General features: G+C 39.4%; 8 protein-coding genes. 6 read left to right on the top strand and 2 right to left on the bottom strand.

All coding sequences use genetic code 11. The features are described from left to right. The first annotated feature begins 461 nt into the window (after positions 1-461). From ACI7T6_RS01610 to ACI7T6_RS01600, 3 genes are all read left to right on the top strand, one after another. The gene (locus ACI7T6_RS01610; protein ID WP_404665850.1) at positions 462-1,376 is read left to right on the top strand and encodes a metallophosphoesterase family protein; all 915 of its coding nucleotides are present in this window, start codon (positions 462-464) and stop codon (positions 1,374-1,376) included. Further along, a complete protein-coding gene (locus ACI7T6_RS01605) occupies positions 1,363-1,761 on the top strand; it encodes a YkgJ family cysteine cluster protein (protein ID WP_404665849.1) in 399 nt (132 codons plus the stop codon). Before ACI7T6_RS01610 ends, ACI7T6_RS01605 begins: the two co-directional genes overlap by 14 nt. A gap of 350 nt (positions 1,762-2,111) precedes the next feature. Next, positions 2,112-6,491 carry an NEL-type E3 ubiquitin ligase domain-containing protein gene (locus tag ACI7T6_RS01600; RefSeq protein ID WP_404665848.1) on the top strand — a complete coding sequence of 1,460 codons (4,380 nt, stop codon included), beginning with the start codon at positions 2,112-2,114 and terminating at the stop codon, positions 6,489-6,491. A gap of 70 nt (positions 6,492-6,561) precedes the next feature. Here ACI7T6_RS01600 and ACI7T6_RS01595 read toward each other — a convergent pair whose 3' ends face one another. Beyond that, positions 6,562-8,709 carry an HD family phosphohydrolase gene (locus ACI7T6_RS01595; RefSeq protein ID WP_404665847.1) on the bottom strand — a complete coding sequence of 716 codons (2,148 nt, stop codon included), beginning with the start codon at positions 8,707-8,709 and terminating at the stop codon, positions 6,562-6,564. A 120-nt stretch (positions 8,710-8,829) separates the two neighbouring features. Between ACI7T6_RS01595 and dnaX the strand changes: the two genes are divergently transcribed. From dnaX to ACI7T6_RS01580, 3 genes are read left to right on the top strand one after another with little or no spacing between them, the layout of a single operon-like run. Further along, positions 8,830-10,833, top strand: coding sequence for a DNA polymerase III subunit gamma/tau (gene dnaX, locus ACI7T6_RS01590; RefSeq protein ID WP_404665846.1), 2,004 nt, complete (start codon positions 8,830-8,832; stop codon positions 10,831-10,833). Positions 10,834-10,840: 7 nt separating this feature from the next. After that, on the top strand, positions 10,841-11,137 hold the full coding sequence (locus tag ACI7T6_RS01585; RefSeq protein WP_404665845.1) for a YbaB/EbfC family nucleoid-associated protein: 297 nt from the start codon (positions 10,841-10,843) through the stop codon (positions 11,135-11,137). A gap of 19 nt (positions 11,138-11,156) precedes the next feature. After that, positions 11,157-12,017, top strand: a complete 861-nt coding sequence (locus tag ACI7T6_RS01580; RefSeq protein WP_404665844.1) for a tyrosine recombinase — start codon at positions 11,157-11,159, stop codon at positions 12,015-12,017. A gap of 118 nt (positions 12,018-12,135) precedes the next feature. On the opposite strand, the gene ACI7T6_RS01575 is transcribed toward ACI7T6_RS01580, so the two are convergent. Next, a complete protein-coding gene (locus tag ACI7T6_RS01575) occupies positions 12,136-15,141 on the bottom strand; it encodes a tetratricopeptide repeat protein (protein WP_404665843.1) in 3,006 nt (1,001 codons plus the stop codon). Positions 15,142-15,251: the final 110 nt, after the last annotated feature.

Genomic DNA, 15,251 nt, shown 5'->3' with positions numbered 1-15,251 from the left:
TCGTTATCAAGATCCTAAAAGGCAAAAAAACAAGTGGGAGTTTCTATTGGGAAAAATCCTGTGAGATAATGCCATTAAACATATTATAGCAAAATGGGAAGAATGAGGAGTATCTATTCCTAATGAATCAGGGAAAGTAAAAAAATTACCTTGCACTAGATCTATCAACTCTTTGAAGATATGCATCTTTTGATCCCTACTAAAGAAAACAAAACTGATGCGATCATATTGAATATGCACGCTCTATGATCGCATATATTAGCAGTCTTAGCGTCTCGATTTAAGAAAAAGCAAATCATTGATAAGGGTAGAATGGGGTTTTATCCCTGATAGAGATGTTTTTTCACCCTCTATCTAACTCTTTAAATCATCTAGAGCCTCTTTCGATTCTGCCGTTTCAAAAAAGGGAGTCACTTGCTATAGTAAGAGAGTTAAAAAAATAAACTGCTCACCCATCCATCATGAAAACACCCTTGCATTCTCCTATTTTATCTGAGATTAAACCCATATTTAGAATCGCTCATCTCTCTGATCTCCATTTTATAGAAGACAAATTTACCTTCTCTAACCTCTCTTGTAAAAGCTTACTGGGAAAGCTAAATGCCCTCATAAATAGAGGAAGATGCTTTGATTATTCAAGGCTAAGAGGCCTTCCCTCTCTTTTGCAATCTCTAGGGGTTAATGCAGTGATCATCACAGGAGATGTTTCTACAACTTCTGCAGAAGAAGAATTTACCTTTGCAAAACAGTACCGTGATCAATTGAAGCAAAAAGGCATAGCTGTCTACTTAGTCCCCGGCAATCACGACTGCTACACAAAAAAAGCTTATACGAACTCTCTCTTTTATCAATTCTTTGATGCCTGTTGGGATGAAAAGCTTTCCTATTCTCTCATTCAAGATGGGCTTAGCTTGAAGAAGTTGTGCCCCAGATGGTGGATTATTGGCTTAGATACAACAGAGCCTACTCCCCTATTTCAATCGACAGGCCGTTTTAAAGCTCAAACAAATCTTGCTTTAAAACGCGCCTTAGAAGAGATACCCCTTCAAGACAAAGTGATGATGATCAATCACTTTCCTCTCACTCAAAAAGAGCCTTCTAGAAGAGGGCTAAAGCATATAGAGACTCTTCAACAAATCCTTAAAGAACAACCCCGTATTCAGCTATACTGTCATGGTCATACACATCACGCCTCTTTAACGGATTTAAGGGATGAGAGCCTTCCCTTAGTGCTTGACTCAGGGTCTACCACTCAGGCAAAAAAAAGCGGATGGAGCCTCATTGATCTTTACCCCTCATCCATCACCATTCAACATTACACATGGAACTCTAGCCAGTGGCTAGGCAACTTAAGAGAAACATATGACATGGTATAAAAAAGGACTCCGTTTTGAATGCACAGGGTGCGGAGGGTGCTGCTCAAAAGAGCCAGGTTACGTCTGGATTTCCCCTCAAGAAATTCAAGATATGGCAAATTATCTTCAAATTTCAGAAGAAGAGTTCCTTAAAACCTACACAAGATCGGTCTTTGGAAGGGTTTCTCTTAATGAAGATCGCAGAAACTACGACTGTGTATTTTTGAAAAATAATCGGTGCCAAATTTATCCAGCCCGCCCTAAGCAGTGCAAAACATTTCCTTGGTGGAATGAAAACTTAGAATCTTTAGCTCATTGGGAAGAGGCATCCAAAAGGTGCGAAGGAATCAATGCTGAGGCTCCCTTAGTTCCGTTTGCGCATATTGAAAAAGAGAGAACCCGTTAATCAATCAACGCTTACTTGAGTTTCATTAAGATATTTTTATTATTAATCAACCTAGAAAAGCCTCTACCTTTACCTCAGGAATTTTTGATTAAAGTGTGATTGAATAAAGAATTTGAATTTTTGCATGAAAAGGTGATAGCTTTTTATAACTTCCTTTATGAGAAATCTCTTAAATATCCAAGACCATTTCAAAATCTATCAATTGAGCTCAAAATTACAGACCTTAGAAATTAAAAAAATATATATTAATAAAAAAATTAAGTTTATTTTAACTGGAATTAAAAAAACAACCCTGATAAGCTCAATTCTCAATAAAATTTATTTGTAAAAAAATATTATTCAGGATTTTCATGCATATTCCAACTGTTAATCTGAACTCAGCTTATGATCTTACACAACCTTCTAATCTTCAGCATACAGAGTCTTGTAAAGTGATTTCAGTAGAAGAGTTATCTCACTTAACAGATTTGGAAGAATTACCTCATCAAATTCTTATTAAAGGTTCTGTAGAAATTGATTCTTCTACTATTCGCTCTTTGGCCCTTTTAAGATATAAAGACGTTAAAATAGAAGGATCGCTTAACTGTTCAAAACTTGCAGATAAAAAGCAAGCTCAAGAAGAGATATTTTATTTTTTACTCCAAAAACTCACAGTTACGGGTGACGTATGTTTTAGCCGCTTAAATACCCCTTTCTCTTTACCTGATATATTGGAGGTTGAGGGAGACCTATCTATTACAGATTGTAGAAAACCTATTGTTTTACCCAAAGTCCTGACCGTAAAAGGTAGTATTATACTCTTTAACTGCACAAATCTTACCTCTCTTCCTGAAGATCTTAATGTAAAAGAAGCTTTAAAACTCTCTAGCTGTACAAACCTTATATCTCTTCCTAAAGGACTTAAAGTAAATAGAGATCTTGATGCCAGAAACTGCATCAGTCTTACATCTCTTCCTCATGATCTTAAAGTAGAAAGATCTATTGATCTCTCCGGTTGTACAGCTTTGACACATCTACCTGAAAATTTTACAGTAGGATTCTCTCTTGACCTGACTGATTGCACAGCTCTTACGGCTTTACCAAGGGGGCTTAAAGTGTATGACTCCCTTATCCTCTCTGGTTGCAAACATCTCACCTCTCTTCCTCAAGACTTAGAAGTTGAAGGCCGTCTTTATCTCTCTTATTGCACAGGCCTTACATCTCTTCCTGCAGGGCTTCGGATAGGACGTAATCTTGATCTCTCTCATTGTACAAACCTTACTTCTCTTCCTACAGGGCTTCAGCTAGGAGGAGATCTTAATCTCTCTCATTGTACAGCGCTTACCTCGCTTCCTGCAGGGCTTCAAGTAGGACAAAATCTTAATCTCTCTCGTTGTAGAAATCTTACTTCTCTTCCTACAGGGCTTCAGCTAGGAGGAGATCTTAATCTCTCTCACTGTACAAATCTTACCTCGCTTCCTGAAGGGCTTCGGGTAGGAAGAAATCTTGATCTCTCTGATTGTAGAAATCTTAATTCTCTTCCTACAGGGCTTCAGCTAGGAGGAGATCTTGATCTCTATCGCTGTACAAATCTTACCTCGCTTCCTACAGGGCTTCAGGTAGGAAGAAATCTTTATCTCTCTTATTGCACAGGCCTTACATCTCTTCCTGAAGGACTTCGGGTAGGAAGAAATCTTGATCTCTCTCATTGTAGAAATCTTACTTCTCTTCCTACAGGGCTTCAGCTAGGAGGAGATCTTGATCTCTCTCGCTGTACAAATCTTACCTCGCTTCCTACAGGGCTTCAGCTAGGAGGAGATCTTAATCTCTCTTATTGCACAGGCCTTACATCTCTTCCTGAAGGACTTCGGGTAGGAAAAAATCTTGATCTTTCCCATTGCACAGCCCTTACGTCTCTTCCTGAAGGGCTTCAGGTAGAAAGAGATCTTAATCTCTCTTATTGCACAGGCCTTACATCTCTTCCTGAAGGACTTCGGGTAGGAAAAAATCTTGATCTTTCCCATTGCACAGCCCTTACGTCTCTTCCTGAAGGGCTTCAGGTAGAAAGAGATCTTAATCTCTCTCATTGCACAGCGCTTACCTCGCTTCCTGAAGAATTGCAGGGAGAAGGACATCTTGATCTCTCCTATTGCGCAGCTCTTACGAATCTACCAAAAAATCTTACAGTAAAAAGGCATTTCAATCTTTCTCATTGCATAGCGCTTACTTCGCTTCCCGAAGGGCTTATAGTAAAGCACCCTCTTTCTCTCTCTCATTGTACAAATCTTACACATCTTCCTGAAGGGCTTCAGATAAAAGGAAATCTTAATCTCTCTGAATGTACACATCTTACCCGTCTTCCTGAAGGGCTTCAGGTAGAAGGAGACCTTGATCTCCCTCATTGTACAAGTCTTACCTCTCTTCATGAAGGACTTCAGATAAAAGGAGATCTTGATCTCTCTGAATGTACACATCTTACCCGTCTTCCTGAAGGACTTCAGGTAGGAGGACATCTTAATCTCTCTAGGTGCACACATCTTACTTATCTTCCTGAAGGACTTCAGGTAGGAGGAGATCTTAATCTCTCTGAATGTACACATCTTACCCGTCTTCCTGAAGGACTTCAGATAAAAGGAAATCTTCATCTCTCTCGATGTACAAATCTTACTTCTCTTCCTACAGGGCTTCAGCTAAGAGGAAATCTTAATCTCTCTCGTTGTACAAATCTTACTTCTCTTCCTATAGGGCTTCAGCTAGGAGGAGATCTTAATCTCTCTCACTGTACAAATTTTACCTCGCTTCCTGCAGGGCTTCAAGTAGGACAAATTCTTAATCTCTCTCACTGTACAAATCTTACTTCTCTTCCTACAGAGCTTCAGCTAAGAGGAAATCTTAATCTCTCTCATTGTACAAATCTTACTTCTCTTCCTACAGGGCTTCAGCTAGGAGGAGATCTTAATCTCTCTCATTGTACAAATCTTACCTCGCTTCCTGAAGGGCTTCGGGTAGGAAGAAATCTTAATCTCTCTGAATGTACACATCTTACCTGTCTTCCTGAAGGACTTCAGATAAAAGGAAATCTTCATCTCTCTCGATGTACAAATCTTACCTCGCTTCCTGAAGGACTTCAAGTAGGAGAAAATCTTGATCTCTCTCGATGTACAAATCTTACCTCTCTTCCTACAGGGCTTCAGCTAGGAGGAGATCTTAATCTCTCTCATTGTACAAATCTTACCTCGCTTCCTGAAGGGCTTCGGGTAGGAAGAAATCTTAATCTCTCTGAATGTACACATCTTACCCGTCTTCCTGAAGGACTTCAGATAAAAGGAAATCTTGATCTCTCTCGATGTACAAATCTTACCTCTCTTCCTGAAGGACTTCAAGTAGGAGAAAATCTTGATCTCTCTCGATGTACAAATCTTACCTCTCTTCCTGAAGGACTTCAGGTAGAAGGAAATCTTAATCTCTCTCATTGTACACATCTTACCTCTCTTCCTGAAAGACTTCAGGTAGAAGGAAATCTTAATCTCTCTCATTGTACACATCTTACCTCTCTTCCTGAAAGACTTCAGGTAGGAGGAGATCTTAATCTCTTTAAATGTACAGCTCTAACTGCATTACCTAATAATCTGATACTTGGAGGTAATTTGGACTTAACGGACTGCCGCAGTCTCACATCCTTACCTAACTGGGTAGCTATGTTAGGCTCCCGTTCCAATCGGTCCCAGCGTATCGTAACCCTCGAAGGAGCTAGGCTCTCTCCTGCTATTCTTTCTAGATTACAAGAAGCTACTCGCAATGCTCAAGGGATACAGTTTTACTTTTCTCACCAAGCTTCAGAAGAATATATCACAGATTTTACAGCACTTTTTCCGGCTCTTGAGTTTTGGCAAGAGCAAATAGAAGAAAAGCCTTTTATCAATATTGAAGAACTGAGTCTTAGGCTCCATCATAGGCTCATTGAAGTACGAGATCATCAAAATCTTTTAACATTCCTCACTCGTTTGACAGGAACTGCAGATTATTATAACAGTGCGACTAGGCCCTCTCTTGCAAGGCAGATACTCCAGATGATTCAAATGATGAGTGAAGATCAAGAGGCGTGCCATCATGCAGCTTTGATTATTCATCAGGGGCTCTCTTCCTGTGATGATCGTGTAATGACAACTTTAAATGATATGGCTATTTATCAAACGCTACGTAAGCTTGAGCAACCCTCGGTGACAGCTGAAGAGTTAAAAATGACAGGAAAAGGTTTTTTCTGCATTGAAGAGCTAAACAAAAAGATCAAAACATATATCAAGACACTTCATTTTGTTGATGAAGTAGAAGTTTACATGGCGTTTCATACTAGGTTACAAGAAATGTTAAATCTCCCTGTCCATATGAAAAATATGCTCTTTAGGAGGTGTGTAGCTATCGCAAATGAGCAAATCGATTCTATTGGAAGAGCGGTTTTACAAGAGATGACTGAAGCTGCATTTGAAGCCTTTTTATCTACCTGGGATCCTTGGAAACGGTACCAAAGACGCATGTCCGTTATCACCTGGGAACAACTTCCTGCCGTAGATAAAGTATTATCATCTACAGAGTGCTGCCCTTACCTTCAAGATAAGCCAGATCACCCTGTTCTATATAATAACGTGGTATATGATTATGATGCCTTTATCAAAAGATATATCGATGAAGGGATAGATTTATATAGAGCGCAAGTTCAAATTGATCAGCTTTTTCGTATTACATCTTCTTGAAATTTTCAATCTACTTGAGAGATTGTAAATGAAAAATATAGGCTTCTCTAGAGATCATGATACCCTGGTTTTATACGAGTGCTTGTGAGGCGGAAGACACCTTCACGGTATTATTTTTAGCAGGGTATTTAATCCGTCCGTGACTAAGTGCTACAAGTGATCTAAAAATTGCTTTTTTGATCGCTTCTAAATCATCAAAGGTTAAGTGAGAGCTATCTAACTGATGGTCCCGGATTTTATCACTGACAATCCCTTCAATGAGATCAATGATGGCTTTTTCATCGGGTTGATCTTGACATCTGTAAGCTGCTTCAATGGAGTCTGCAAGCATAATTACAGCTGATTCTCTTGATTGCGGTGTGGGGCCTGGATATCTGAAAAATCCCTCTTCCACTTCAATACATTTAGCCCGGCATCTTTCTACCTGCGCATGATAAAAATAGTAGACAAGAGAGGTGCCGTGATGCTCTTGAATCGCATCAATAATAGGAACCGGAAGCTCATAAGATTCTGCTAACTTGACCCCTTCAGTCACGTGCTGAATAATCACTTGCGCAGATTCAAAAGGCGTTAAGAGCTGGTGCATATTAAAGCCTGAAAATTGATTTTCCGTGAAGTAGTGCGGCTGAGCCACTTTCCCAATATCGTGATAAAGAGCGCTCACTCTACACTGCAAAGCGTTAGCTCCAATCGCTAAGGCAGCCTCTTCTGCAAGAGAGGCAACACTTAAGGAGTGTTGATACGTTCCAGGAGATTCAAGGCTCAGTCTTCGTAAGAGAGGGTGGTTCGGATCGCCTGCTTCTAAAAGCGCCATATCTGTCACCACTCCAAAGCTTGACTCTAAAAGAGGAAGAATAAGCACAACAAGAGCGGCGGAGAGGAAAATAGAGATTACAACCGTGATCACATCAATGACCATTTGCCGATCTCCTAGCTGATTATTCAAAAGCCTCATAGCGATAATCATCGGAAGGATGAGAAGCGCTATCTTAGAGCAAATACCAAAGATTTCTTTTCGCTTACGTACCTCTTTCGTCAAAATAATGGCCATAAGCGCAATCGATAAGTTCACAACTAAAAACTCATACGACTCAATGCCTAGATTAATCTCTAAAATCGAGGCAATAAAAATCGCCACCATCATCGCGACATGCTTATCGATTAAAATGGAGAGGGTGAGTGTGGGAAAGAGAAGAAAAATCGGAAGCCGGAAATAGTCGCTGAGGTATCCCATCTTATATAAAATATAGTAATCAACAAACTTGGCTAAAAAGAGGGTTAACACAGCAACTGTTGCAATGAGGGCCATCTTTTTAAACGACTTTGTGATGAGAGGATGAAACGTTTTAAAATAGATCCAGGCGAGGTAGAGCATTGCAACAGCTAGAACGACACTTCCTAAAATGGTGACAGGCTTTAAGAGATTCTCTTTATCATGAATCACCTTTTTCATCTCTTTTAGCATATCCATATGCCGTCTTGTCACTTTTTCCCCGGCATTAATGATCCGGCTTCCTGCTTCAACATGCACGGTTTTAAGCGGTATGGTCTCTTTAATGCGGGCTCTTAAGAGATGTCTTAAATTAAAATCTTCTTGTAAAGACCAAGAGTATTTCCAATATTTTTCTAAAATAAAGTCAGAAGCAGGAATCGGAGAATCAAACACTTGCTGACTAATTTTTTCCCATACACAAAGAAGAGGATCCACAAAAGGTTCATTAAGAGCGCAGTTAAGGTAGTTAGCTAAATTAAACCCTGTTTGCTCGAGTTTTTGAATGGTTCTTGGATCAGAAAACTTCGCTTTTGTAAGAAATGTGCGGATAGTATCTGAAGTGTGCATCATCTCTTCAAAAGTAGCAGAGGGAAACCACTCTCTCCAATAAGGGTCATTGATGAGCTCTGTTTGGATGCAGTGCTCTGCTTTACTAATCTCTTCATCAGAAAAGTAAAAAATAGGCCCAATTTCTCTGAGTGACTCTTCTTTAAAGACCCGCGTCGTTTCCACATCGGCAAAATCAAAACCCACTTGAGCTAACACGTATTTACTTGCAATGCTCCCCAGTTCTAGTTGCTCGATCCTCACTTGGCGAAAATGGAAGAAACAGGCAATAGATAACGTGAAGATCACAACAAAAAATACACGGCTAAACCATTCCCATCCTAGGGAAAAGCCGGTTTGCCATTTCGATAAAAACTGTTTGACTGGATCAGAGCTCATTTTAACCTCTCATCAAATCAATATTTTGCTTACGGAACTGCATGATCTCATACAATCATGATTGAAACGGAATTAATCAGCAACTTGCATCTGTTAGGGTAAGCCGGTATACTACTATTTATGCATCAAAATCTTTCGCGTAAATATAGACCCCAAACCTTTGAAGCCCTCGTTGGGCACTCTCCTATCGTGACCACTTTAAAAAATGCTGTCCGCCTGCAAAAGGTGGCGCCTGCCTATATTTTTTGTGGATCTAGAGGAACGGGAAAAACAACATTAGCAAGACTTTTTGCCAAAACCCTTAACTGCACACAGCTCCTCTCTTCTACTGAGCCGTGTAATACATGTTCTTGTTGTCTTGAGATCTCTCAAGGGAAATCTCTATCTGTCATTGAGATTGACGGGGCATCTAACCGCGGTATTGATGATATTCGAAAACTCAATGAAACCGTTGGCTATTCAGTCTTAAGCGGTCAGTATAAAGTGTATATCATCGATGAAGTGCACATGCTCACAAAAGAGGCATTTAATGCCCTTCTCAAAACCCTTGAAGAGCCTCCCTCTAATGTTAAGTTCCTCTTTGCAACCACCGAACCTCAAAAAGTCCTTCCTACCATTATGAGTAGATGTCAACGGTTTGATTTAAAGAGGCTCTCTTCTCAAGAGATCGTAGGTAAATTAGAGCGTATTGCCCATGATCTCTCTTTAACTGTTGAACAAGAAGCGTTTGAGCTCATTGCTCATACAGCAGAAGGGGGGCTTAGAGATGCAGAATCTATTTTTGATCAGCTACTCTGTTTTGAAACAGGAGCCATTTCCTATCAAACGATTAGAGAGTTTTTAGGCATCCCTTCAAGACAGCTCTACTTTGATCTGGATGAGGCGATTAAAAGCTATGAACTCTCTTCTGCTTTTCTCCTGGCGCAAAAGCTCTTTTCTACAGGACAAGAGATGCATGATTTTCTCGAAGGGTTACTGAGTCACTTTAGGCTCCATCTTTTAAATCTTCTCAAGCTCCCCTCTGATACCTTTTTGCACCCCCAAGAAAAGGCTCACTATCAAACATTTGCCTCTTTTTATACCCAAGACCATCTTCTCTACATCGTGAACTACTTGATGGGCTGGATTAAAGAACTGGGAAAAATCACCTTAAAACGGGTGACTCTAGAAATGATTTTTCTTCACCTCATTCAAAGTCACTTTAGGCTATCTCTTCCCTCTCTTGTCCGCCGTTTAGAAGAGCTCTCTCATCAAGAATCAGCCTCTTTAGCTAACACCCCAGATACCATTCAAACACCTTTACAGCAAGAAGAGCCCCCAGCTCCTCAGGCTATATTGGAAAAACGCTCTCCTCAAGAAGAGCCTTTGCAATCTCTCTCTGAGATCTCTTCCCCAGCACCTTCTGTAGAAAAGTACTTCACTCAAGAAGAGCTTGCACCTCTTCAAGAAAAGCCTCCCTCTTTACCTAAAGAAAGCGGAGCTTTTTCTTCTCAACCTATTTTAAATACAGACAAAATGGAGCAAGGTACTCTTAGAGACATCTCTTCCCCTGCACCTTCTGTAGAAAAACACTTAACTCAAGAAGAGCTTTCACCTCCTCGGGAAAAGCCTTCCTCTTTACCTAAAGAGACTGCAGACCCCTTTTCTCAGTCTATTTTAATAAGAGAAGAGCTCTTGCAAGATACTCTTAAAGATCTATCTTCTCAGGCGCCTTCTGTAGAAAAATTCTTAAATCAAGAACCGATCTCACCTCTTACTTCTTTTTCTCAAGAAACATTTAAGCAAGAGCCTCATTCTCAAGAAAGTACACTTCAAGTGACATTAGAGTCTTCTTTCGTAACTCAAGAACTAAGCTCTTTCTCTTCTTTACCTCAAGGAACTCTTTTAGAAGAAGCTGAAGCTCTTTCTATTCACACAATAGTAAAAACAGAAGAAATCGTTTCAGAAGTAAGAGAAGACATTCCTGTCATTTCTCCTCAAAAGCTCCCTTTAGAAGACGCTCAAGAAAGGGTCGCAGCTCCTTCTGAAACAGCCCCCTCTTCCCCTGTTTTTCATAAAAGTAAATACGATACAATCCTTCGATTTGCAGCTGTTGAGCTCGAAGGGATACTAAAAAAGGACTAAAACAAGTATGGGCCACGGATTTTCTAAAATCAAAAAACAAGCCAAACAAATGGAAGCTCAATATAGCAAGATGCAAGAGGAGCTAAAACTTCAAGAAGTGACAGGCACTTCTGGCGCAGGCCTCGTTTCTATTACCCTCTGCGGTGATTACTCCATGAAAAAAATTGCCATTAAGCCTAGCTGCATAGATCCAAATGACATTGAAGGACTTCAAGACTTAATTGAGGCAGCCTACAGTGATGCCCTTAAACAAATCAAAGATCAAAGCTCTGCCATGCTTCCTGGAATGCCATTTTCTTTTTAACTGTTAACTTAGCCCTATTATGGAAGATTTAGTTCACCATTTTCTCATCTATCTCAGTTCTGAAAAAGTGGTGAGTCCTCACACTCTTGAGGCTTATCAAAGAGACTTAAACAAAATGGCTCTTTTTTTTGGGACGAAGTGTTTCATAGAGCTGACGTCTGAAGACCTTGTAACCTATTTTGAGACTCTCAAAAAACAGAACATTGCCTCAAGCTCTTTAGCAAGATATCTCGCCTCCACAAAAAGCTTTTTTCGCTTTCTTAAAAAAGAGAGAAAAATTAAAGATAACCCTGCTCTTTTCCTAGAAAAAGTTCAAGCATGGCAACTCATTCCTGAGGTGATGACCTCAGAAGAGGTCACACTTTTTTTAAACGCCTCTTCTCCTGAGGATTTTGTAGGTGCTAGAGACAGAGCTCTTTTTTATCTGATGTATGCAGCAGGTCTTAGAGTCTCTGAAACATGTCAGCTCAATATTAACGATCTTTATGACGATCATGTTAAAGTTTATGGGAAAGGGAATAAAGAGAGAATTGTGCCTATAGCTCCTATTGCAATGGAGTGGATTGATCACTTCCTTAAGCATTTTCGAACAGAAGGAGATGGCCCTTTATTTACCACCCAAAAAGGGGCCCGTATCAGCCGGGGAGGCGTCTGGGATCGCGTACAATACTATGCGAAAAAAACTTGTCTCTTAAAACCCATATCCCCTCATACACTCCGTCACTCCTTTGCCACTCATCTTCTAGAAAATGGGGCTGATTTACGGATTATCCAAGAGCTTTTAGGACATGCGCATATTGCAACAACAGACCGTTATACGCATGTGAGCCGTAAGCATTTGCACACGGCTTTTGAAAAGTTTCATCCTAAGTTTTCCTAAAAACTGCTTTGAGCTTGGGCTCATTTCTTGTCTAAAAAAAGAGTAGTAAAAAGGATTTTTTACTCCTCTTAGATGTAAAATAGATCTTAGCCTATTACAGAATCTCTTCCATTTGGGATTATTTAACCTTTTGCTCCATATCCTTTCTCGATAAAATCTCTCCACCCATCAGTGTAACAGAAGCAAGTGGAGGTTCCATTTCTAAAAGCTTTTCATATGCTTTGTGATATTCTCTATTGAGTTCAATCACTTTACAATAGAGTTTTTCTTGAGAAATTGTTTCTCCATTAATTGTCACCTGATCTTCTTTTTTATCTAATGTGCTTGCCAAATGGTAATACGCGTGACACTTTTTCTCTTGATCTTGTAAATTGTTATTACGTATATGCTCAAGAGCTTTCAGACAAAGTTGCCTTTTAGAAAGTATTTCCCTTCCCACCATTCTTACTCCATTTTTCTCAAGAAGCATGGCTAATCCCAGATGAGGATGACTCTTTTTTGGATTAAGCATAATAGCTCTCAAATATAACTCTGGCTGAAATAATCTCTCTCTACCAAATACCTGGACCTGGCCAGGTTTGATATGATCAGCAAGATAGCAGTAAGAGTCTGCATTAACCGGATCTAGCTTAATAGCCCTAACGTATAACTCCTTACGTGAAATCGTGACAATTTCAGGCATTTTGCCTTCAATGGTCCATGTTAATTCCTCGTCAGAGGAAAGGGTAGAGGCTATCCAATGGTAATTTGCAGCGGTCTTAGGAAGAAGCTCTATTCCTTTATAATACAGCTCTTCTTTAGACATCCTTTTTTTATTGATTAACATTAATGACTCCCCTTTTTTAAGAAAAGAGGTAGCCTCGATATAGAGTTTGCCATCTGTTGGATCTATATCAATGCATTTAAGATAGAGCCCTTTTTTATCGATTTTCTCCCCATTGATTAACTCAACAAGATTACCTGGTTCAATCTTATCAGCAAGATTCAGGTACGCCTCTTTTTTATTAACAGCCCTTTCAACTTCTTGAATATATTTTTCCATCAGATAGACGACTTCTGCTGCCCTCTCCAGATGATCCTGGTTCCATGGATTCCCTCTTATAGTGACCGTTTCATTTTCAACTAAAAGATGTGCTAAACGTAGATAAGCACTACTTTTATGACGATTCAGATGAATCACTTTAAGATAGAGATCTTTTTGCGCTAATGCATTTCCTGATAACATAACCGCTTCATCAGGGACTAAGAGCTCTGCTAACTCAAAGTAAGGCTGACTATGCCTGCTTCCTAATTTAATTGCCTTAACATAGAGCTCCTTCTTAGAAAACATTTTATCACCGATGATGACCTTTTCATAATCTGGAATCATTTGAGCTAACTGTAAATACACAGAAGGTTGGTAAGGATTACACTCTAAGGTTTTGCATAAAAGATCTTGTTTATTTAACTCTCTGTTTTCTAAGACAACACTTCCTTTCTCACCTAACTGAAACGCAAGTTCAAGATAAGGATCTGCATAAGAGGGGTCCAAATCAATGGCGTATTGATATAACTCTTCCCTTGAATATTTTTCCTTCTCGATTTCAAATTGACCCTTTTCTCCTAACGTCTTTCCAATCGCAACATAGGCTCTTGGTTCTTTAGGATTGATCCGTATAGCCTCTTTATATAGCTCAAAGGAAGAAAAACTCTGGGTACTATTTTTTAAAAGAACTTCCTTTTCTCCAGCCTCTAAGCAAGAGCCAATGCCAACATAGGCAGCAGAGTCGTGAGGATTGCGCCGTACCGCTTCAAGATAAAGTTCTTTTTTTGTCATGGGTTTATGCAAGGAAGCCGTTTCATCTTTTTGCAACAGATCAGCTAGCATGACATACACTCTACTCTCTACAAATCCCCTTTTAATTGCTTCACATAGGAGTTGTTTTTTTAAGTATTCCTTACCTGAAATCAAAAAAGATTTGTAAGGTTTTACTATAGAAGCCAGATGAAAGAACGCTTCAGGGTATTTGTCATCTTGTTCAATGGCTTGTCGATATAGCTGCAATTGAAGGCGAATATCTTGTTTAGGAAGAATTTGAGCGAGTTTGAAATACGGCTCGCTTTCCTGCACTCCTAATTCAATCGCTTTAATATAAAGATCCTCCTTGGTAAATACTTCCTGATGAACCTGAACTTCTTCTTTTTCTTTTAAATGATTGGCAAGATCAATATATGGCCTACTTTCCTCTGAAGAGAGCTCAATGGCTTTGACATAAAGCGCTTTTTTAGATTGAAACTCCTCACCTAATCCATTGATAAGGCTCCCTTCTTGAAAACAGTCGCCAAGAGCTGCATATGCAATAGAACAATGAGGATCCTTTTCAATGGCTCTTAAGTAAAGTTCTTGCTGCCCTAGCTCTTTACCTAAAAGAGAGAATGTGGCTCCATCTTGAAGAAACTTTCCTGCCCGCACACATACCTCACTATTATTAGGATCTAATGATAACGCCTTATAATAGAGCTCTCTTATAGAATAAAATTTTTCTTTAAGCTTGATTTCATTTTTTCTCTCTTCCATTAAGATATCAGCTAGATAGCAATAAGCCATGCTGTCTTGCTCGTCAAATTCAATCGCTTTTTTACAGAGTAACTCTCTAGTTAAAATTTTTTTATTTACACTCACCGTTTCTCCTAGTGAGAGTGTTTTTGCAAGATTTCTATAAAGCTTCCCATTATCAGGCTCATCTCTTAAACGTTTTTTAAATTCTGAAGCAGGAATTTTTTTAAGCTCCGAAGAAGATAAATTATGTGCAATATCGACTTCATAATTGAGCGCATAAATCGGCATTTGGACATCATCTATTGTGGGCGCTTTTGCAGACATTTGTTGATTGAAAGCAGGGGTTAAAAGAGCAATCTGCCGAGCCATATTTCTTAATGTATGGTTCGGTGCATATCCCGTAATGGGATGCCTATCAACGGGACACACTTGTCTTTTTTTCATGCTACTTTCTGCAACATCTTCATTTACATTATGCCCGCACGGAAATAATGTGACAGCCTCTGTTAAACAGTCATGAAAAATAGGATCGTTAGCCGATTGTGTTAAAGATTCGATAATGGAAGATAGTGGCTGAATGGTCATAGAAAACCTCCTGATCAATACTCTTAAGAGCGCCTTCTCTCTTTTAAAAGAAACCTGCGATCTCAATAATTTTAAATTTTATTTTTAGATGAACTTCGATTAGGTTAACA

Source organism: Rhabdochlamydiaceae symbiont of Dictyostelium giganteum (genome assembly GCF_964291045.1).
Lineage (GTDB): Bacteria > Chlamydiota > Chlamydiia > Chlamydiales > Rhabdochlamydiaceae > PALSA-1444.
This window is presented reverse-complemented; position numbering and strand designations above follow the sequence as displayed.

Bases quoted from the DNA above. Each gene is read 5' to 3' on its own strand.
- ACI7T6_RS01610 (WP_404665850.1), top strand. From the start codon at position 462: ATGAAAACACCCTTGCATTCTCCTATTTTATCTGAGATTAAACCCATA.
- ACI7T6_RS01605 (WP_404665849.1), top strand. From the start codon at position 1,363: ATGACATGGTATAAAAAAGGACTCCGTTTTGAATGCACAGGGTGCGGA.
- ACI7T6_RS01600 (WP_404665848.1), top strand. From the start codon at position 2,112: ATGCATATTCCAACTGTTAATCTGAACTCAGCTTATGATCTTACACAA.
- ACI7T6_RS01595 (WP_404665847.1), bottom strand. From the start codon at position 8,709: ATGAGCTCTGATCCAGTCAAACAGTTTTTATCGAAATGGCAAACCGGC.
- dnaX (WP_404665846.1), top strand. From the start codon at position 8,830: ATGCATCAAAATCTTTCGCGTAAATATAGACCCCAAACCTTTGAAGCC.
- ACI7T6_RS01585 (WP_404665845.1), top strand. From the start codon at position 10,841: ATGGGCCACGGATTTTCTAAAATCAAAAAACAAGCCAAACAAATGGAA.
- ACI7T6_RS01580 (WP_404665844.1), top strand. From the start codon at position 11,157: ATGGAAGATTTAGTTCACCATTTTCTCATCTATCTCAGTTCTGAAAAA.
- ACI7T6_RS01575 (WP_404665843.1), bottom strand. From the start codon at position 15,141: ATGACCATTCAGCCACTATCTTCCATTATCGAATCTTTAACACAATCG.